At 61.9% G+C, this 20,944-nt stretch carries 15 protein-coding genes; 5 read left to right on the forward strand and 10 right to left on the reverse strand.

What is annotated here, in order from left to right; all coding sequences use genetic code 11:
• Positions 1-60: 60 nt before the first annotated feature.
• Complete coding sequence (locus CO666_RS13745) at positions 61-1,041, reverse strand: substrate-binding domain-containing protein (RefSeq protein ID WP_097612666.1); 981 nt, start codon at positions 1,039-1,041, stop codon at positions 61-63.
• Between the two features lie 199 nt (positions 1,042-1,240).
• On the opposite strand from CO666_RS13745, the gene CO666_RS13750 reads away from it, so the two are divergent.
• Positions 1,241-4,087, forward strand: a complete 2,847-nt coding sequence (locus tag CO666_RS13750) for a M16 family metallopeptidase (RefSeq protein ID WP_097612805.1) — start codon at positions 1,241-1,243, stop codon at positions 4,085-4,087.
• Between the two features lie 51 nt (positions 4,088-4,138).
• Here the strand turns inward: CO666_RS13750 and CO666_RS13755 are convergent, their stop codons facing one another.
• The gene (locus CO666_RS13755; protein ID WP_097612667.1) at positions 4,139-5,359 is read right to left on the reverse strand and encodes an MFS transporter; all 1,221 of its coding nucleotides are present in this window, start codon (positions 5,357-5,359) and stop codon (positions 4,139-4,141) included.
• 176 nt (positions 5,360-5,535) lie between these two features.
• Here CO666_RS13755 and CO666_RS13760 point away from each other — a divergent pair, with 176 nt between their 5' ends.
• Positions 5,536-6,447, forward strand: coding sequence for an agmatinase (locus CO666_RS13760; protein WP_097612668.1), 912 nt, complete (start codon positions 5,536-5,538; stop codon positions 6,445-6,447).
• Positions 6,448-6,483: 36 nt separating this feature from the next.
• Here the strand turns inward: CO666_RS13760 and plsY are convergent, their stop codons facing one another.
• On the reverse strand, positions 6,484-7,143 hold the full coding sequence (gene plsY / locus CO666_RS13765) for a glycerol-3-phosphate 1-O-acyltransferase PlsY (protein ID WP_097612669.1): 660 nt from the start codon (positions 7,141-7,143) through the stop codon (positions 6,484-6,486).
• Positions 7,144-7,257: 114 nt separating this feature from the next.
• Between plsY and CO666_RS13770 the strand changes: the two genes are divergently transcribed.
• Positions 7,258-8,766 (forward strand): winged helix-turn-helix domain-containing tetratricopeptide repeat protein, encoded by a 1,509-nt coding sequence (locus tag CO666_RS13770; protein WP_179869680.1) that lies wholly within the window; start codon positions 7,258-7,260, stop codon positions 8,764-8,766.
• 46 nt (positions 8,767-8,812) lie between these two features.
• Here the strand turns inward: CO666_RS13770 and CO666_RS13775 are convergent, their stop codons facing one another.
• The 3 genes from CO666_RS13775 to CO666_RS33650 form a co-directional block, all read right to left on the reverse strand.
• Positions 8,813-9,493: a peroxiredoxin-like family protein gene (locus tag CO666_RS13775; protein ID WP_097612671.1), complete on the reverse strand. Its 681-nt coding sequence runs from the start codon at positions 9,491-9,493 to the stop codon at positions 8,813-8,815.
• A 75-nt stretch (positions 9,494-9,568) separates the two neighbouring features.
• Positions 9,569-12,814: an adenylate/guanylate cyclase domain-containing protein gene (locus CO666_RS13780; protein ID WP_097612672.1), complete on the reverse strand. Its 3,246-nt coding sequence runs from the start codon at positions 12,812-12,814 to the stop codon at positions 9,569-9,571.
• Between the two features lie 58 nt (positions 12,815-12,872).
• Positions 12,873-13,298, reverse strand: coding sequence for a hypothetical protein (locus tag CO666_RS33650; protein WP_143540303.1), 426 nt, complete (start codon positions 13,296-13,298; stop codon positions 12,873-12,875).
• A gap of 370 nt (positions 13,299-13,668) precedes the next feature.
• Between CO666_RS33650 and CO666_RS13790 the strand changes: the two genes are divergently transcribed.
• Complete coding sequence (locus CO666_RS13790) at positions 13,669-14,406, forward strand: hypothetical protein (protein ID WP_097612806.1); 738 nt, start codon at positions 13,669-13,671, stop codon at positions 14,404-14,406.
• Positions 14,407-14,506: 100 nt separating this feature from the next.
• On the opposite strand, the gene CO666_RS13795 is transcribed toward CO666_RS13790, so the two are convergent.
• The 4 genes from CO666_RS13795 to CO666_RS13810 all read right to left on the reverse strand — a co-directional run bounded on the left by CO666_RS13795 (position 14,507) and on the right by CO666_RS13810 (position 20,117).
• Positions 14,507-15,502, reverse strand: a complete 996-nt coding sequence (locus CO666_RS13795; protein WP_179869681.1) for an IS30 family transposase — start codon at positions 15,500-15,502, stop codon at positions 14,507-14,509.
• Positions 15,503-15,692: 190 nt separating this feature from the next.
• On the reverse strand, positions 15,693-17,840 hold the full coding sequence (locus CO666_RS13800; RefSeq protein WP_097612675.1) for a mechanosensitive ion channel family protein: 2,148 nt from the start codon (positions 17,838-17,840) through the stop codon (positions 15,693-15,695).
• A gap of 134 nt (positions 17,841-17,974) precedes the next feature.
• Complete coding sequence (locus tag CO666_RS13805; RefSeq protein ID WP_097612676.1) at positions 17,975-19,285, reverse strand: epoxide hydrolase family protein; 1,311 nt, start codon at positions 19,283-19,285, stop codon at positions 17,975-17,977.
• A gap of 139 nt (positions 19,286-19,424) precedes the next feature.
• A complete protein-coding gene (locus CO666_RS13810) occupies positions 19,425-20,117 on the reverse strand; it encodes a DUF599 domain-containing protein (protein WP_097612807.1) in 693 nt (230 codons plus the stop codon).
• A gap of 257 nt (positions 20,118-20,374) precedes the next feature.
• Between CO666_RS13810 and CO666_RS13815 the strand changes: the two genes are divergently transcribed.
• Complete coding sequence (locus CO666_RS13815; protein WP_097612677.1) at positions 20,375-20,899, forward strand: PAS domain-containing protein; 525 nt, start codon at positions 20,375-20,377, stop codon at positions 20,897-20,899.
• The last annotated feature ends 45 nt before the right edge of the window (positions 20,900-20,944 follow it).

Raw genomic sequence — 20,944 nt, forward strand, 5'->3', positions numbered from 1 at the left:
AAGGCATAGGGCAGGGGCCGCCACGCCGAACGCGTGCGGCCCCTGCCTATTTCGCACGCTTCAGATAGCGCGGACCGTGCCGCCGCGGCGCAGCGTATAGGCGACATCGAGATGGCGGGCAGGGGCGGCATTCTCCGCCATGTCGAGCAGCAGCGAGGCGGCCGTCGCCCCCATGCTGGCATCCGGCATTTCGATTGTTGTCAGCGGCGGATCGATCAGTCTCCCGATGGCGATGCCGTCGAAACCGGCGACCGAAACATCGCTCGGCACCGAGAGCCCCTCGCGCTTCAGCGCGCCGATGACGCCGAGTGCGAGAAGATCGTTGGAGGCGATGATCGCCGTCGGCGCAAGCGCCGTCATCGCGGCGCTGAGATCGAGCTGGTCATAGCCGCCGACGAAGGGGATCTGCAGGGCATCGAGCGGTGTCAGCCCGTTCTCGGCCATCGCGTCGAGATAACCCTGGTAGCGAAGCCGCGCCCGGTCGGAGGCGGCGAAATTGCCGGAGAGAAACAGAATGCGGCAATGGCCGAGGCCGATCAGAAAAGTCGCGATCTCGTAGCCAGCGCCGCGATTGTCGGCGGTGACGGCCGCCGGGAACTGCGCCGTCGGCAGATTGTGGAGCAGCACGGTCGGCGGCAGCCTCGCCAGCAGCGCCTCGCTGGTCGCGGGATCGCAGACGGTCAGGATCAGTCCGGTCGGCCGGTCGTTCAGCAGGGCCGCGACGGCATCGGCTTCCCGCGCCGGATCGTAATTCGACTGGGCGATCAAAACGCCATGGCCGGCCACCAGCATGCGGTTCTGGATGCTCGACAGCGACGAGGCAAAGACCGGATTGGTGATGCTCGGGATCAGCACGCCGACCACCGGCCTGCGCCCGAGCCGTCCGACGGAATGGCCGGCGGGGCGATAGCCGAGTTCGGCGGCGGCGCGGCGCACCTTGCGCACCATCAGGTCGCTGGCCGGTCCGTTGCGGTTGAGAACGCGGCTTGCGGTCGCCAGCGAACATCCGGCCCGGAACGCGACCTGCTGCAATGTCGCCATCGAAAGCGCCTCGCATGAATCAAATTCGGTGCGACGCGCTTTAGCTGCTTTCGATGACATTGTTCTGACATCTGAGTCCGACAATTGGGGAGGCGGCTTTTTCCTCGTTCACACACATGGAAGTTGAAGCAAAATGCAACCCGTGGAATAGTCGGATCAACGTCATCCACCCCTCCTCATGCGCATCGCCCGGACAAGAATGCCTCACAAACACATGGAATGCTCCGCCGCCTGGTGGTTTCTCACTGCCGTTTCCCTTCTCGCAAATTTCGCCTCGCCGGCCTATGCGGACACCCTGTCCACCTCCTGGCCGCAGACGCAAAGCGACCTTAAAGCCGATTCCAACGTCCATTTCGGCACGCTCGCCAACGGTATGCGGTTTGCGATCATGCGCAATGCCACGCCGCCCGGGCAGGCAGCGATCCGCTTTCGCATCGGCTCCGGCTCGCTTGAGGAAAACGACAACCAGCAGGGTCTGGCGCATGTTCTCGAGCACATGGCCTTCAAGGGTTCGACGCATGTCGCCGAAGGCGAGATGATCCGTATCCTGCAGCGCAAGGGCCTGGCCTTCGGACCTGATACCAATGCCCATACGTCTTATGACGAAACTGTCTATGCCCTCGATCTGCCCGAGGTCGATGCCGACACGGTTTCGACCGGCCTGATGCTGATGCGCGAGACGGCGAGCGAGCTGACGCTTGATGCCGGCGCGCTTGATCGCGAACGCGGCGTCATCCTGTCGGAAGAGCGGCTGCGGGATACGCCGCAGTACCGCGCCGGGCTCGGCATCATGAATTCGCTGCTCGCCGGCCGGCGCGCGACCATGCGCGTGCCGATCGGCAAAGCCGACATCATCAGCAAGGCGCCCGTGGACCTCGTCCGGGATTATTACCGGGCCAATTACCGGCCCGATCGGGCAACCCTAATGGTGGTGGGCGATATCGATCCGGCGGCGATGGAGCTTGAAATCCAGCAGCGTTTCGGCGATTGGAAAGCCGCGGGTCCGGCATCGGCACAACTGGATCTCGGCACGCTGGAGACCAAAGGCGAAAGCACCGACGTCCTCGTCGTTCCCGGCGGCATGACCAACATACAGATCGCCTGGACGCGCCCCTATGATGCCGCGCCCGATATGTTCGCCAAGCGGCGCACCCAGCTTATCGAAGATCTCGGCCTTATGGTGCTCAAACGGCGAGTGAGCATTCTTGCCAGCAAGGCGGATGCACCTTTCATCAGCGCCGGCGTCGGCTCCCAGGATCTTCTCGATTCCGCGCATGTCGTCCTGATCGCGGCGAATTCCGAGCCGGACAAATGGCAGACGGCGCTGACGGCCATCGACCAGGAACAGCGCCGCATTCAAAAATTCGGCGTTGCGCAGGCTGAGATCGATCGCGAAATCCTCGAATACCGCTCGGCCCTCCAGGCGGCCGCGGCCGGAGCCGCGACGCGCGCGACCACCGACATCGCCTCCATGCTGGCGAGCAGCGTCGATGACGATCAGGTTTTCACTTCGCCTGCCGAAGACCTCTCGCTGTTCGAAACGATGACCAACGGCGTCACCGCCGCCGAGGTCAATCAGGCCCTGCAACATGCCTTCACCGGCAACGGTCCGCAGGTCGTCTTGCAGACGACCCAATCGCCGCAGGGCGGAGCCGAGACGGTTCGGCAAGTCTATGATGCTTCGAAAGCCGTTGCTGTTTCGGCGCCATCCGGTGCAGCCGACGTCGCCTGGTCCTATACCCATTTCGGCGAGCCGGGCGCTGTGGTCGAACGCCGTGCCGTCGATGATCTCGGCTTGACCATGGTGCGCTTTTCCAACGGCGTGCGGTTGACCGTCAAGCCGACCAAGCTGCGTGCCAACGAAGTGCTGGTGCGCGAAGATATCGGCCGCGGCCGGCTGGATTTGCCGCGTGACCGTCCCGCCCCAATCTGGGCATCTCCAGCCATCGCACTGTCCGGCGTGAAGGCCATGGATTACCAGGATATACAGAAAGCGCTGACGGCCAACATCGTCGGCATAGACTTCTCGGTCGGCGACAGCTCCTTCAAATTCGACGGCCGTACCCGACCGGAAGATCTTGCGACGCAATTGCAGCTGATGACCGCCTATACCGCCGATCCCGCCTACCGCCCCGAGGCGTTCAAGCGGGTGCAGCAGGCCTATCTGAACGGTATCGATCAGTATCAGGCGACCCCCGGCGGCGTTGTCGGCCGTGATCTCGGAGGCCTCGTGCATTCCGGCGATCCGCGCTGGACCTTCCCTGATCGCGCCCAATTGTCCGCCGCCAGGCCGGAGGATTTCGAGGCGCTGTTCCGGCCTGCGGTTTCCACCGGCCCGATCGATATCACCATCGTCGGCGACGTAACGGTGGACGACGCAATCCGGCTGACGGCTGAAACCTTCGGCGCTTTGCCGCCGCGCCCCGAGATGGCGCCGAGCAATGACAGAGGCGATGTGAATTTCCCGGCGGCGAACAACAAGCCCGTTTTGCAGACCCACAGCGGCAGGGCAGATAGTGCCGCCGCCATCGCCGGGGCTCCGATCGGCGACCTGCTCTCCGATCTACCGCGATCCTTCACTGCCAACGTTGCCGTCCAGATTTTCCAAAACAGGCTGATCGACCAGTTTCGGATTGCTGAAGGCGCAAGCTACGCTCTGGAGGGCGACGTTAACCTGTCAAGGGAGCTCCCCGGCTTTGGTTACGCCTATTTCTACGTCGAGACGGACCCGGCAAAGATCGCGCGCTTCTACGCACTTGTCGACGAGGTCGCCGATGATCTCAGCTCGCATGATGTCTCCCCGGACGAGCTCGCCCGCGCCCGCGAACCGATCATCGAGACCCTGAAGCATCAGCGGCAGGGCAACGAATATTGGATTGAATATCTGCACGGCGCTCAGACGGATCCGCGCCGCCTGGATCGGATACGCGACAATCTCAGCGGCTACGACAAGGTCACGGCCGGGGATATCCGCGAATTTGCCGCGACCTATTTCAGCCCGGAAAAATTCTGGAAGTTCGAAGTGCTGCCGGCGGCGGTCCGATAGTCGGCTGGGCGGCGTTGCGACGAGGGCAGGGCGGCACCAGGCAAGCCCTGGTCAGGCCTGCCGTCTTCGAGCGATCAGCAATACCGCCAACAAAAAGCTGAGCAGGCCGAGGGACGACGGCAGCCCCTGATGCCCGATCAGTTGCATCGCCAGTCCCGTTGCGGGCGAGCCGACGATGCCGCCGATGCCCCAGACGAAGGCGAAGGCGGCGTTGCCGGCGATCAGGACTTGACCGGTGAAACACTCGCCGAGCTGGATCAGCGAAAGGGTGTAGATCCCGAAGGAGACTCCGCCCCAGACAAAAACCAGCGGCCAGATGAGCCACGAATGAAAGACCAACGGCAGCAGCAGGCAGCCGGCCAGGCACGTGAGCGCACAGAAGAACATCGTCCGTCTCGAGCCGAACCCTTCGGCCACCCGCCCGAGCAGGATCTGCAGCACGGCATTGCCCGCAATGAAACAGGTGATGAGCGAAGCGATACGTTGCTCGCCGCTTCCGAGGGCGGCGCCATAGACCGTAAGCAGCGAAAGCAGGATCTGCTCGAAGGCGGCGGCGGTGAAAACCGCAAATAACAGCAGCGGCGCCAGCGCGACGAAGCCGCCGACCGATATTGCCTCGCCTTCATCAGGCATGTCGGGCAGGCGAGGGGCGACCGCAAGCACGATCAAGCCGCAGAGAAGGAAGGCCGCGATGCCGATCACGAAAGGCGGCCAACCCTCTGTTCCGGCGAGGCCGAGCGACAACGGGCCGATGGCAAAACCGGCCGAAACGATCGATGAATAGAAGCCCATGATCCGGCCCCGGCGTGACGCCGGCGCAATCTGGATCAGCCATGTTTCGCTGATCACGTAGAGCGGATTGGCGAAGAAGCCGAGCAGGAAGCGCAGCGGCATCCATATCAGCACGTCCTGCTTCCAGCCGATCGCAATCAGGGCGAGGGCGGCGAGAATCGAGCAGAGAATCGCCAGCCGCGCCCCGCCGACGCGCCGCGAAAGCGCCGGAATGAACGGCGCCGAGATGATGAAACCCAGCGGCGTCATCGCCGCCGACAGGCCGATCAGGCCTGAAGTCGTTCCCTGCCGCTCGAGGATGAAGCTGAGCAGCGGATAGGTCAGCCCCTGTGCTACGGCGAACACTGTGACGGTCGCGATGATTCCCGCCATCGCGGCCCAGGGAATGCGGTCCTCTCGGAGTGATGCCGTGCTGTGCGGCTGCCTATGCGACACGTCCGCCTGCTCGGCGCAGTGAATATCATTCACGGCAATCTCCATAGGGTTTGTAGGGCCGGGGGCCGTTCACCGGAAAGAGGATGAATTCTGCAGGAGAGGGTGAGCGCCGTCCTTAAGCTCTTCCAAAAAGTTCTCAAAAACGTCCAAACGGATTAAACAGGTCAGCATCGAGTTTGCCCCGCTACAATTTCAGCCGGATATCATCAGGACCATCAGGAATGACCGCCTCACCTTCTTTTCTCGGCCTTCCCGATCGCCTCGCCGATGGGCGTGTACCCCGAGCGGTGATCATTGCCGCCGCTCACGGCAGCACCTACCCAGACAAGGACAGCCGCGGCTACGCTCTCGCCGCTGACGTCATCCGCGCGGCCAGCCAAGACGATGCCGGGCTCGTCGAACACTGGGATTTCGATCTCGGCGGCCCGCTGTTCGATGGCAAGCCGGTCTCATGCATAGACGCCGGAAACATCGAAACCACCATGCATGACAATGCCGGCAACCGGAGGCGGATCGAGGTGAAGACGCGCGAGGTGCTGGCCTTGCAGGCGGTACCGATCCTTTTCGGCGGCGACTGTTCCCTGACCATTCCCTTCCTCGCCGGCTTTGCGGATCAAGGGCCGCTCTGGATCCTGCAGATCGACGCTCATATCGACTGGGGCGACGAATTGCATGGCGAACGCTACGGTTATTCAAGTCCGATGCGGCGGGCGAGTGAGATGCCGCATGTCGCGGGCATGGTGCAGGTCGGCCTGCGCAGCGTCGGCAGCGCGCGCACCGCCGACATAGAGGCGGCCCAGCATTATGGAAGCCGCTTCGTCACTGCTCGCGAGGTTCACGCTGAGGGCGCGGAAGCGGCTCTCCGGTATATTCCGGAAGGCGCCCGGGTCGTCGTCACCCTCGATTGCGACAGCATCGATCCCGCCATCATGCCTGCGGTGGCGGCGCGTACGCCTGGCGGCCTCACCTATACTCATGTGATCGACCTGATCGCCGGTCTTGGCAGGCGGGCGAGGATTGCGGGATTCGACCTTGTCGAATTCTATCCTCCCGCCGACATTGACGGCCTGTCGGCCCTGACCGCCGCGCGCCTTCTCGTCAACGCGATCGGCGCCATCGTCCGGCAGGATTGAAACCTGCTTCCGCTGGCCGCTGGTGCTTTCCGGATTCTAGGCAGCCTTGCCCAGACGAGGCTCCGTCCCGGCTAGCAGCCGCCGAATGTTGGCGCGATGGCGCACAATTACGTAAATGCCGCCCGCGATCACCAGCAGCCGATAGGGCAGCGGCTGTTCCATGCCAAAGACGAGCGCGATGGCCGTCAACGCCGCCAGCATCGAACTCAGGGAAACAATCCGGAAGGCCGCCAGCGCAAGGCCAAAAACCGTCACAGCCCCTAAGCCGACGGGCCATGACATCGCCAGCAACACGCCGAGCCCCGTCGCAACGGATTTGCCACCTGTAAAATTCAACCAGACCGAACGGCCATGCCCCAGCAATACGGCAAGTCCCGCTAGACAAACAGCCCAAGGCGCCAGGCTTTGCAGATCAAGCGCCGCCGGTGGCGTGGCTGATGAGGCCGTCGAGAGCCAGGGATAAAACCAGCGGGCAAAGACGACGGCTCCCACCCCTTTCAGCACATCGACCAGAAGCACCGCCAAGGCAGGCCATTTACCGAGCGTTCGCAACACGTTCGTCGCGCCGGTGGATTTGGAGCCATGCTCCCGGATATCGATGCCCTTGAGCAGTTTACCCGCCAGATAGCCCGTCGGTATGGAGCCAAGGAGATAAGCGATCGCCAATCCCACCGCACTTGCTATCCAGAACACCATGGAAGTCACCTCGACGCTCTCTTTCTCAGGGCGTTATCAATGGTCATTATCGTCGTGATCCGTGGAATACACCGCTCGCGTCCTTAGTTCCATCCGAGCTTTAAAGTCTCTAGGATGCGCAGCATGGGATTGCGCTTTGCCTTTGGTCCGTTCGTGCTTGATCCGGCTGCGGGAACGCTTCTTCGGAACGGCGATCCCGTGGCCGTTGGCCACCGAGGGTTAAATCTGCTTGCAGCCCTTATCGGGCGACCCGGCGCAATCCTCGGCAAGGCCGAACTGATGGATGCGGCCTGGCCGGGCAGGGCGGTCGAAGAAGGCAACCTTACCGTCCAGATCGCCCAGTTGCGGAAGCTGCTCGGTCCGCCCGCCGGCGGCGGTGAATGGATCTCCACGGTGCCGCGCGTCGGCTACCGCTTCATCGGGGTCATCAATCGGCTCGGCGCGACGCGAAAAGCTTTGCCGCTGCCCGACAAACCATCGATATCGGTATTGCCCTTCGTCAACATCAGCAACGATCCCGAGCAGGACGCCTTCGCGGATGGGCTGACCCAGGACCTGATTACCGATCTCTCCAGGATGCCGGGCCTGTTCGTCATCGCCCGCAACTCGGCCTTCGCCTACAAGGGGAAGGCGATGGACGGGCGCGGGATCGCCGAAGAGCTCGGCGTGCGCTATCTGCTGGAGGGGAGCGCAAGGCGCGCTGCGGGAAGGGTGCGCATCAACGCCCAGCTAATCGATGCGGCGAGCGGCGCGCATCTATGGGCAGAACGCTTCGATCGCAGCCTGGAGGATATCTTTGCCGTCCAGGACGAAGTCACCGGCAAGATCGTCGAGGCGTTGCTCGGCCGGCTGCGCACACCGCCGCCGCGCAATCGGCCGAGCAGCATCGAGGCCTACGATCTCTGCGTGCAGGCGCGCAGGCTGATGGACGACTCTCCGCAGTCGGCACAGGAAGCGCATCTGATGCTGACGCGCGCCATCTCCCTCGATCCCGACTATGCCGAGGCCCATCGCTGGCTGGCCATCAACCATTGGATGGGATGGGTCCATAGCGGCGGACCGACGGAATCCGCCCGTAGCCTCGCTTTGCAACTGGCACGCAGGGCTGTCGCGCTCGATCCCGAAGATGCCGGCTGTCGCTGGATCCTGGCCTATCTGCTTGCCTATGGACGCTGCTTCATCGAGGCGGATGCGGAATTCGCCAAGGCGCTCGAACTCGACCCGAACGAGGCCGACACCTTTGCGGCCCTATCCGACATCGCGGTCCTGTCCGGGCGGGTCGGGGAGGGCCTCGAACACATCGCCAAGGCCTTCCGGCTGAACCCGTTTCCGGCAAGCTGGTATTATCTGACGCTGGGCCAGGCGCAATATGCCGCCGGTGCGTACGAAGCCGCCGTCGAGACATTGCGCCGGGACGAGACCTATCGGACGAGCTCCCGCCGTTTCCTGGCAGCAAGCCTCGCCCAGCTCGGCCGGCTCGACGAGGCGCGCGCCGAGGCCGAACTTTTCCTCGTCGCCAACCCGCATTTTTCGACCCGCCACTGGGCGGCGACCGAACCCTTCCGCGACGCCGGGCTGCTTGCGCATTTCGTCGAGGGTTACCGCAAGGCCGGCCTTCCCTGACGCGCCATCGCAGCGCGTCGAGGAAGGATCACAACGATCATCCGTTTCAAACAGCCATATTCGACGCCGCCGACATCACCTCCCGGGGGGCGGGACCGCCGAACATATGACGGCCGCCGTCCTCGACTTCGGTGAAGCACCAGCGCACAACACCATCGCGATCGAGCAGGAATTCGCCGACCAGCTGGCCATGGCCGGTAGCGATCATTTGCGTGTCCTCCTCGGTGAATTCATAGCCATCGGCCTTATCGAGATATTCCACCGCCGCCATCACGTCCATGGGCTCTGGGAGTTCGCCCGGCATGTCGATACGCATCGAGGTCACCGTGCTCATGCTGACTTTGTGCGGCCAGTCGTTTTCGTCTTCCGTGAATTGAAGATTCGGCAGGCCGAAGGCCCTGTGCGACACTCGTTCCGGGTCTGAGGCCGCCAGCAGATTGGGAAGCGGATGATAGCGGAAATAGAGGCGGGCGCGGTCGATCGGCGTATTGACGACCGTCAGGCTGTCGATGCCTTTCTCCTGCAACGCATCGGTGAGTTCGGCCATGGCGGCGATCTGCCGGCGGCAGAAGGGGCAATGCAGCCCGCGGAACAAGCCGACGAGCACCGGCTTCTGGCCGCGAAAATCGTCGATGGCGATTTTGCCCTGGCGGGTGATCGCATCCAGCACCACGTTGGGCGCGCGATCTCCCGGCTGCAACGGTCTTTCCGAGTGGTTCTCCTGCATGATTAATTCCTCCCTATATGCATTTGAATCGATTTGCTTAATCGATCTCCAGCAATCCTCTCCGAACGAGGGCGTTCAGTCGAGAAACGGCAAAACGACGAGTGTGCCTGGATCGAGGTTGTGGCGGATGCACACATCCTGTGCCAGCGTGAAATACCGTTCTGCCTCGTCCATATCGTCATGTTCGAGGCTCAGTGTCGCCAAGCCATCATAACACGGAAAGAGCAGCTGCGGCTCGTCAATTTCCTGTGCAACCTCAAGGGCTTCCTCGTAATACTTACGGGCTAGCTTCGGCTGCCCGTGGCATTGATGAATCTGCCCAAGGACGATCAGCGGCACAGAGAGATGGTCGCGCTGATCGAGCGCCCGGTCGATTTCGACGGCCTTTTCCGCTGCCGGCACACCTTCGGCGGCGCAGCGGTCGGTGAAGGTGCAGCAGGAAACCGCAAGATTGGCGAGAAGGCGCGCCTGAAAGCCGAGATCGCCGATACGGGTCGCGACCTCAAGCCCGCGCCGGCAGATCTTGATGGCATTGGCCGGATCGACGATCGTGTAGAGCACGCCGAGATTGGAATAGGCGCGACAGGCGGCACTTTGCAGATCGGCCTTTTCGGCAACCGAGAGGCTGTGCTCCACTTCCTGCACGGCATCGCGGCGGCGACCGAGCCGCGCGAGAGCTGCCCCCTTGGTGTTCAGCGCCTCCGCCATCGCGCGCGCCGCCTCCCGGCCGGCCTCGGTCGTTCCGTCGATCGGCAAGGTTTGCAGGCATTGCAGCGCCTGCGTCGCCCACTCTGCGGCGGCCGCCTGATCGCCCATGCGGAAAGCCAGATGGCCGCGCTCCTGCAGGAGATGTGCATGTTCGACCGGCGCATCGATCTCCGCAATCATCACCTCGGCCGCGGCGCAATGCGTTTCCGCCTGGTCGCGGCGCCCCGCATCGAGATGCAGGCGGCCGATCTTCCGCAATATCCTCGCCGCGGCGATCCGGTCGTCTCTGGCGCGATGGATCGCAAGCGCCTGCTGATAGTGGTTCAACGCATCGTCGCGACGTCCGGCGGGAGCGCAGAGATCGGCAAGGCGCTCCAGCAGCGCCAATTGCTCTGTCGTGGCCTCCGGCTCGTTTGCAAAGGTCGCAAGGGCCTGGCGGTAGAGACGCATGGCATCGTCATTGGCGTAGGTCTTGCGCGCCAGATCGCCCGCCGCCATCAGATAGCTGGCGCCCTTGGCCTTTTCGGCGGTCAGGCTGAAGTGATGGCCGAGCTGGGCCAGATGCTCGGGCCGCTCGGGCGCCAGGCCATATTGGCGTTCCAGGACCCGGCCGATCCGAAGATGCAGCTCCATGCGTCGTTGCAACAGGAGATTGTGGTAGACGACATCGTGCATCAGCGTCTGGCTGAAGCGGTAGCCCGGAGATGTCGCGGCATCGGGCCCGCGCAATTCCTCCGTGATATTGGCATCGCAGAGATAATCCAACGCCGCATCGACGGCAGACGGGTCGGCGGCGATCGTGCGGAGCAGGGCGGTATCGAACTTCGGGCCGACCACCGCTGCCTCCTGGGCCAGGCGTCTGATCTCCTGCGGCAGACGGTCGACACGGGCAAGCAGCAGGGCTTGCAGGTTGACCGGTATATCGACGTCGGTGTCGTCGGCGGCGAGGTGCCAGCGCTGCCCATCATTGTGCAACGTGCCCATATCGATCAGCGCCCGAAGGATTTCTTCGATGAAAAGCGGATTGCCGCCCGCCCGGTCGAGAATGCGTTTGCGCATCGCCACCGGCAACTTGCCATAACCCTCGCCGAAAAAGGCGGCAAGCAGCCTCTGCCCATCGGCCGCGGCGAGGGCGCCGAGGCGTTGCACGGTGACGTTGACACGATTGGAATCCAGCGGGTCGGTCTGCGATGTCGGCCGGTAGACCGCAAGCAGCATCAGCCGGCTGCGTTCCAGCCGATCCATCATGAAGCGCAGCACCTCGAGCGAGGCGGCGTCCGCCCAGTGCAGATCCTCGATGACGAGCAGCAGCGGACTTTGCGCCAACCGCCGCTCGAAGACGGTGCGAACCGCATAGAAGATCTGCCGCCGCAACTGCTCCGGCTCGATGTGGCGCAACGCGCCATCGGGATCGCCGAGGCCGAGGACATGCTGAAACAGCGGCAAAAGCCCCTCGACATCCTCCTGGGTGAGATCGAGCGCGCGGAACCCGGTTGTCAGCAGCTGCCGTGTCCGGTCGAGATCATCCCGCTCGCCGATGCCGTAAGCGCTGCGTACGACCGCAGCGAGCGTGCCATAGGATTGTTCGCCGAGCGGAGAGCAGGTCGCCTTGCGGATGGCAAGACCCGGGAAACGGGTCGCGTTGCCGGCGATCGCCACGAATTCGTTGGCGAGCCGCGACTTGCCGATACCGGCTTCGCCGATCAGGCGGACGAGCTGTGCCGCACCGCTACAGGCAAGATCGAGGCATGTCAGGAGCCGCGACAGCTCCCCATCCCGTCCGATCATCGGCGCCTGAAGGCCGAAACTTTCCAGCCCGCGCGCCGTATGCGGCGCTTCCAGCAGCCCTGTCAGCCGGTGAACGAGGACGTTTCCGCTTTTGCCGCGCAAGGTCTGCGCGCCGAGGCTGTCGAAGGCAAAGGCATGGCGGGTGAGGCGATAGGTCAGCGGCCCTACCAGGATATCGTTTTCACCGGCCATGGATTGCAGCCGTTGGGCGGTGTTCACCGTGTCGCCGGTGACCGAATAGGATTTTGCACTGACCGCGCCGAAACCGCCGGTGACCACAGGCCCGCTGTTAATGCCGATATGCAGACGCAACGGCACGCCGGCGCGTGCGTGCCAGCGCTCGCCGACCTCGGTGGCCCGGCGGATCATATCGAGGGCGGCGCTGAGCGCCCGGACGGGATCGTCCTCATGGGCGACCGGCGCGCCGAACAGCGCCAGCAGCGCATCGCCGACGAATTTGTCGACGAAGCCGCCATAAGCCTCGACCGCCTGCGTCATCTCTTCGAACAATTCGTTCTGCAGCACCCGCATGACTTCGGGATCGATCTGCTCGCTCAGCGCCGTGAAGCCGCAGAGATCGGCAAACAGTACCGTCACCGGCCGCCGGTCGGCATCGCCATCTGATTTGGTGGGAACCGGCTCGATGTTCGGCTTCGATACGGGCTGGACCTTGCCGGTGATCGACGCGCCGCATCGGGGGCAGAAGGCAAAATCGGGCTGACAGGCATAACCGCAGGCGGCACAGGCAAGGGGTTGCCTTGCGCCGCATCGCGGACAGAAAGCAAAACCGCTCTGAATATCGAAACCGCAGCCGGCGCACTCCATCGCACGCGTCCCACGAAGCCCGATCGGTCACGGCGTTTTCACTCGTAACCGGCAGGCTTTAAACAGCGGCAGCATGAACCTGCTGCCCGGGGCCTGCAAGCACTAAACAAAGCGGCAGAACGACGATCGGTGTTTCCTCGCGCCGTTGAAGGACGCCGAAAGAAGAGCACGCATGCCGGAGGTGATCGATTGCGTGTGCGGGCGCAAAGGCTATAGCAGTAGGGTTGAGATCTGGACGTTCGCACGCCATGATGGCGGTGACGGCATTAGGAGGTGGATTTATGGCGTCGACGCCGCTGGAAATGCCGGCGAGTTCGACGCTCTGGGTCTTGGTCGCTTTCGACAGCTTGAAGACCTCGGCCTTGAACGGGATGACGGCTAAGTCATCCTGACTCGTCGAATAAGGGAAATTCTCTATCCCATTGTTTTCACAAAATTCCTGACGCGAAGCGCGTCGCGCACTTTCTACGCGTTTGTTCGACATGATCTACCGCGGTGCCATCGAGGTGATACTGAGGCGGTAGCGCGGCGTGTTCGATGACGTCTCCGTTCGGAGAATCGAATCCAGCGCAACACAATCTCCTAGATCTCGTTCAGGCCGGGGAGAGTGACATTCCAACTTTGCAGAAACAGGACACTTCAACTTTTGTGACTTCTAATGTAAATGCAACAAGGGCTGCTACGGGGCAGGGAGATCAGCCCCCGATCCGACCGGCTGGGCCGGGTTGCAAGGGAGGAACGGGGGCGGGTGGGATGCACCCCTTCGGCTTTAGCTTTCTCAGTAGCAATTGTTCCGTCACCGGTTGATAGTCGCTTGCACCCGCATGGGGCGGGGTATGGATCACAGCCGCACGATGCTTCCGGAGATCAACCTGCAAGGTGACGTCGACATCGCCGCGCTGTCACCACTTCTTCGCGGCATGCTTCTTTCGGTTGCCTATGCTGACGGTGAGGATGGCATAGGATTGACGGCAACCGGCGCCATGAACCGCAAGTTCGTGCATTGGGCCGCTGTGCACTTCCTCTGGCCAGGGTTCACAGCCGAAGATCTCTACAGCATGAACAAGGTGCTCAATGAAAGCGACATGCCGCCGCTTTGGGTCGTGCGCGACATGACCCGCCATCTGAAGCTTCTACGCCGTAAAAAGGATGTACTGCTGCCAACCAGACGCGGCCGGGAGTTTTTGGCGAACCCGCAAACCTTCTTCGATCTGGTCGCCACGGATTATCTCTATTCGTATGTCCACGCCACCGAGCGGGAAGAGGAGGTCCGAGCGCGGTTACGCTGGTGGCGCATGTTCCTCAATCTTCTCAATATCAAGACCAGAGAAGGTTGCACGCCAATGGACGTTGTGAAGGTCCTCTATCCAGACCTGGCGCCTCTGTCGGACACCGAAATGACCATAGAAGCCTGGGCGTTGAAGTCCGATCTCCAATATGGCGTCTTTCGACGCTTGTGCTGGCTTGGTTTGCTCTATGAGGCACGAGAGGGGCTCACGCTCTTCCAGGATGGATCCTTCCACAAGACGCCACTTTGGGCAGCTTGCCTGCAGTTGGATTCGGATACGCAAAGCGACATCGGCGTGCATTGACCATCTTTATTCCGCCGCTGGCTGCCTCAATAACGCTTTCTCTCGTCGCGCAATCACCGCAGGATCATTCATGAAATCCGTCCTCCGCCCCGGCTTGCCGTCATTTGTTCACTTCACGCCGGAACACTTCAGCTGGGGTGTGGAAACCAAGGCATTTCCTCGGCGTATTGTTCAATTGATCGATCAATGATCGTATCGATTCATCAGGAACTGACAGGACAGCAGTATCCCTAGGCAGGTAACGCCGAATCCGCCGATTCATGTTCTCAACGGAGCCTTTTTGCCAGGGCGCAGACGGATCGCAGAACCAGGCATCGGTTCCCATTCCTTGCTTCAGTCGCCGCCAGGAGACGAATTCAAACCCGCGATCAAACGTCAAACTTTGGCGGGCATGCCTGGGCAGGGGGCTGAGCACGTTGATGAGCCGCTCCATGATCGGCTTGGACTGCCGGTCGTTGTTCTTGAACAGCATTGTGAACCGGCTCGTCCGCTCGACAACCGTTGCCACATTGGCATTGCCCTGAACCCTTTCGAAGATCATGAGATCGGCTTCCCAGTGACCGAATTCCTTGCGATCGTTGATGGCTTCCGGCCGATGTTTGATCGAACGCTCATCTGGAAAGACTGGATTCTGCGGCTTGCGAGCATATCGCGGCCGGCGCTTTCTCCGCCGTTCCGGGAGGAGCCGCGCCAGTTGCTGCCGTTGTCCTTCTGGTGAATAGACATACCGGTAGATCGTCTCGTGACAGACGCTTGCCTTGGCCGCTGGTTCGATCTTCAGTCGTCCAGCAATCTGTTCCGGCGACCAGCCGGATTCCAACTTTCCGATCACTTCGTTCCGCAGATCCTCGCGACGAAAGAGCTTGCCGATCCGCCGGCGCCTTTCGCGCGCCATGTCGTTGGCGGTCATCGCCCAGTAGCCCTCGGCATCGGGGAATTCCTGATCGTGCCAGTAGTTGCGTTTGATCTCCCGGGAGATGGTCGCACGATCCCGGCCGAGGCGTCTGGCGATCTCAGACTGGCTAAACTTCTGATCCGACATCCTGGAAATCGATCGGCGTTCGTCAAAACTCAAATGGGAAAAGGTACGGCTCAAAACCATGGCTCCCGAAAAGTAGGCAGCTTAGCGCCTTGTTGCAGTTCGAGATAGAATGTCCCTTTGCCACAAACGAAAATCGCATAAGACAGATTATGGAACATAAGAATACCTTTTGATTACAACAACCTGCCTTCGCCAGTCATCTCACGGCCCATTCTCTTCAATCGTCCCGCTGCCGGACCTGCCCTTATTCCTGCGGTGTCGGGATGACTTTTGCGGGCCTCTGGAGTTCCGACGCGGCGGCGGTTGCCGCTGCATCCGTGCCGCTGGAGACATGAACCGTCGGGGTTGCAAACTGGATCCCTTTTTCCGCGAATGTCTTCTTGAGCATGGCGAGCGCCTTTCGGCGAACGCCGAATTGTTCGCCGGGTTTCGCCATGAACTTCAAACGAATCTGTACGCCATAGTCCGCCATCTGCTCGATCCCTTGCATTTTCAATGGTTCGATGATGTTAGGACCGAGTTCCGCATCCTCCAGAAGCTCGACGCCGATGCGCTTGATGGTCTTGCGGACCTCCTCGAGATCGCTGTCGTAATTCAGGGTAAGCGTGATGATGTCGATCACCCAGTCGCGGCTGAGGTTTTGCACTGCGCCGAGTTCGCCGAACGGAACGATGGTGACCGGGCCGCGGTGGTGTCGCAGACGGATCGATCGCAGCGAGAACCCCTCCACCGTCCCTTTATATTTCGCCGCCTGAATGTATTCGCCGATGCGGAAGGCGTCGTCGAACAGATAAAAGACGCCTGATATGATGTCCTTGACGAGTGTCTGTGCGCCGAAGCCGACGGCTATGCCGACGACGCCGGCGCCGGCCAGCAGCGGTCCGATCTGAATGCCGACGGCATCGAGGATCATCAGGAATCCGACAGCCCCGATCGCCAGGAACAACACATTGCGAAGGATAGGAAGAAGAGTATTCAAGCGCTGACGCCGGCGCGCTTCGGGGCCGTCGTGATGTCCTGCCTCAGCGCTTCTCGCCGCCGCCGCCATCTGACTGTCGATCAGCGTGCTGGCGAGCTTCCAGATGACGTCGGTCACCAGCAACACGATAACGATGCGGATTCCCGCGCGGATCAAACGCGTGGTCACCGTTTCGGCTGCGGCGAGGTCGCTGAGATTGACGTTCCACGAGCGGGCAATAAGCAGCGCGGCGACGACGATGAGGCCGTTACGCAGGGTTTGCATGATGACGACAGACCATCCGACGATGGCCGGATCTTCCATGGCGTGCTCGCCGCCAGATTGTATGATGTGACGAATGATATCACGGGCCACGGAAACGGTAAGCGGCAGAAGCGCGATGACGACCACCGTCCAAAAAGCAGCGCGGAGCCCGGACTCCCATAACAGCCACGACAGCACGATGCCCGCACTGAAGCCGACACAGATCAACCGGTTTACCGGCGGGCCATCGGAGCGAAATTGCCGCAGCCAGATCATTGCGATCAGGGCGACCGAAACGACAGCAAGCCATGCCGCGGTAAAGAGGTCGACCAGGATGGGCGAAGCCCCGATCGTCTCTATCACTTCGATGATGGCCCAGCCGGCCGCCAGCACCGCGACGATTCCGAGAAGCCAATAGTACCAGAACCAGGCAAGCGACGTGACAAGCGTCAGAAGCCGCATATGCGGCAGGCGGGCGCCCGGCGCGATGACGATGCGGCCGACAAGCACGCCGAGGCGCACCATCAGCGCGGCCGACAGCAGGATGAGTGCGACATCGCGAAACACGGCAGGCCACGGAAAGAGAATAAATGCGCCGAGGCTTCCGATCAGGTAGCCGATCAAGGCGAGAACACCCATCGAAAGCCGGGCCGCATGCAGCTTGATCCGTTGCCGGACGGTGTCGGCAGGCGCGGTCATCACAAAATGGAGAAGCCCCCGCCCCGACCACCAGGCAATCCGCTGCGCGATGAATCCGCCTGCGACGAAGAGTGCGACCGCCAGGATCAGGCCGACAGGGTCGATACGATTATCCGTTTGGAAGGCGCGAACCGCCGCCCGGATCTGCCCCGGGAGGGTCGGCACGGCATTGACGAGTGCGAGCAGCCTCTGGCGCAAATCCTGCAGTGAGGTGGCAATCGACGGCGGTGGCGCCTCTTGCGGGGCTGCCGCCGGCTGCGTCGGTTCCTGATTGCCGGGAACGATCCGGTTGACCAGCGCGCGTCCGGCATCGTCATTCGGCAATTCGATGATAACCCGGATCGGCGCCGGGGAATTGGTCGCTTCGGCCGCCGGTGCGGGGTTTGCGCCGGCGAGCAGAAGCGTTGACAATACTACCGTCAGGAATGTGGACACTTTGCCGAAGAAATGACGGTCGTCGTTGATGCGCATGTCGCCGTGATCCCCGCGAGAGTTGTCGTCGCGTCTGCTTGGTTGTTGGCAATTTCGGACTTTGTGAAGCGTTGCACAATCAACGTCAATCGACGAGCTTGCCGGGCGGACACAAAGCTGGCGGTTGCCCTTGCTTATGTCCGCACCGTCTTGAACCCTGCCCTGATCTCCTGACTGAAGAGTTCCGGCTCCTCCCAGGCCGCAAAGTGGCCGCCCTTGGAGACGCGGTTGTAGTAGATGAGCTTCGGATAGGCCTTCGACAACCAGTACTTTGGCGGCTTGTAGACCTCCCCGGGGAATATGGTGACGGCGACCGGCACTTTGACGGCGGTAAGCTTGGCGCCCGCCATGGCGTTTTCCCAATAGATACGGCCGCTCGAGGGGCCGGTGTTCGTCAGCCAGTACAGCGTGATGTTGTCGAGAATGGCATCCTTGCCAAGCGCCCGTTCGGGATCGCCTGGGGTGAACACCCAGTCGGCGATCTTGTCGTAAAGCCAGGCGGCGAGGCCGGCAGGAGAATCCGCAATGCCGTAACCGACCGTCTCCGGGCGCGTGCCCATGATCGCCGCATAGCCGAAGCCGTTGTTGAGAAAATCCCGCGCCTCATTGAATATGACCTTCTCATCCGCAGACAGGCTATCGGGTGCCGGCCCTCCAGTTTTAAGAGCCTGGGCTGCGTCCGACGGGAATGTCGTGGCCCGCTCGATCCTGTTGACGTGGATCGCGAGCAGCCCATCGGGCGCCTGGCGGCCCAGGGCGTCGCTGATGATCGCGCCCCAGTCGCCGCCCTGCGCGACATAGCTGTTATAGCCGAGCCGCTTCATCAGCACGTCCCAGGCCGCCGCTATCCGTTGCGGGTTCCAGCCCGCCGCCGCCGGTTTCCCGGAGAAACCGAATCCCGGAATCGACGGGATCACCAGGTGGAAGGCATCGTCAGCCGTGCCGCCATGCGCCGTCGGGTCCGTCAGCGGCCCGACGACGTCAAGCAGCTCGAACACCGAACCTGGCCAGCCATGGGTCATGATCAGCGGCAGCGCCTTTTGATGGCGGGAAAGAACATGGATGAAGTGGATGTCTACGCCATCGATATTGGTGAGAAACTGCGGAAAGCCGTTCAGTCTGCTCTCCGCCTTGCGCCAGTCGTAGGACGACTGCCAATAGCCCACCAGTTCCTTCAGCCGCGCGGGCTGGACGCCTTGCGAACGATCCATGACGGTTTCGCCGTCGGGCCAGCGGGTCTCGGCAAGACGCTGCCTGAGGTCCGTAAGCGCCGCCTCGGAGACCTCGACCTTGAACGGTCGGATCTCCTCGGATGCGGCGCCGACGACATCAGCGGCCTCCGACGTGCCTGGAAGGAGAACGGCGGATAGGCCGGCCGCGGCAATCCCGGACATAAGCGTGCGCCGGGATACGGACATGTGTTTCAAAGAGCTGAGCAATGCCATGACATCTGTCCTTTCATGACGCAGAGGGTCAACGCACAGGTTGGGCTTGGGAGGGGAGACGATGGCCCTGCCCCGCTTCTGTCTTGTCGTTCGAGGGCCGCGGCAGCCAAACCGCTCCAGCCCAACTTAAGGCTTGGCGCTAGTCAAGCAGCTTGCGTATGGCCATGATCCCTTTCGCCGCATCCGACCAGGATTGACGCCAGATTAACATGCCGATGCTGAGGATGGTCGCCACAGCGAAGGGGATCGGCCCGAGAAACCAGAAGGCGGCTGCGAAGGTAAAGTAGTAAGACCGTACACCGACGCTGAACGATCGAAGCGCGGGATTCAAAACCAGGGTCAGCGCGTTTGTCCAGCTGACGATATCCCTGTCTTCATCGCGCGAGGGGCTCGCCCCGATCGCCGCCAGGCAGTAGTTGATCTGCCGCACCGCCCATATGAAATCGGATAATCCCCGAAGCAGCGTGGCCATGACCAGCAGCACCTTGCATTGGAAAAACCAGGCAGGATCCTCTGCCGCAAACATCGCGATCAGCCCGCCGCCCGAACCATAGTTGGGTTCCATGAACAGCGCGCCGCTGAGCCCGACGATGACGATGAGATTGGCGGATCCGAAGAAGGATGCCGAATTGATCGTATGCCCGAGGATCGCGGCGTCGCCGATGAAATTATTGTCGCGCGTCAGCACCTCGCGCATCCAGGCGGCGCGAATCCGCACCATGTCGACGGAAAGACTGTCGTTCCTCCGCGGCCATCCCATTGCCATCAAAGGCTCGAGCGTCACCCAGACGAAAAGGAAGAAAACGATCGCCGCGACGTTCAGAAAATCCATGCTGCCCCCGAACTGAATCTGGATTTTCTGAAACACTACTGCGAGGTGCCGGCAGCTCCAAGCGGGATCACCCTCCCGGCGCGGTTCCCAAGCGAGGAAGCTTCGGTCTGGGCTCCGAAATGTGCCTTCAGTTGCGGTGGAAACGGGGGTATGATCGGGGGGCGAAATGGTCGCCCGTCCTGTCATTGATCGAGCGTCGTGTCCGCTCAAGAGCCGGGCTGGTGCGATCAATCGGCGCGCAGACTGGGGGATGCGGAATGAACCTTGTCAAAGGAGCCTTTGGAACGCCCGAAATTCCTGTTTCCGAGGAGCCTGGTATCTTTACGTGGGATTTGGCGACCGACACGGTTTATGCGGATTCGGCGCTGGCAATCCTTTTTGGGCTCGATCCGAAGCAGACCATTTCGGGACTGCCGGTTATAAAATATCTCGACCGCATTCATCCGGACGACAAGCCATCCGTGGCCAAGGCGATTTCAGATGCGGTGATTACAGGTGATCCGTACCGCTGCGACTATCGGGTGTTTGATCGAAGCGGGCAAATCATAACCGTGGCTGCCTTCGGTCGTTGCTTTAGGGATGAAGCCGGGAACCCGTCGCATTATGCGGGCATCGTCTTTCAGACGACTGATCATGCCCAGCAAGACGACCTGACTGCCCACTGCCGGGAGGCACTGAAAATCGCCCAGTCATCCGGCCTGCAAGCGACGGCCGATGCGCTTGAAGCAATTCTGAAAGTGCTTGCAAAGCCGGCAGCTTCCGGCTCCGTGGCGGTTCATTGATTCCTCCACGCAGCAGTGCCGATGATCTGAACCCCGTTGTCTGCT

The sequence above is a fragment of the Rhizobium chutanense genome (assembly GCF_002531935.1).
Lineage (GTDB): Bacteria > Pseudomonadota > Alphaproteobacteria > Rhizobiales > Rhizobiaceae > Rhizobium > Rhizobium chutanense.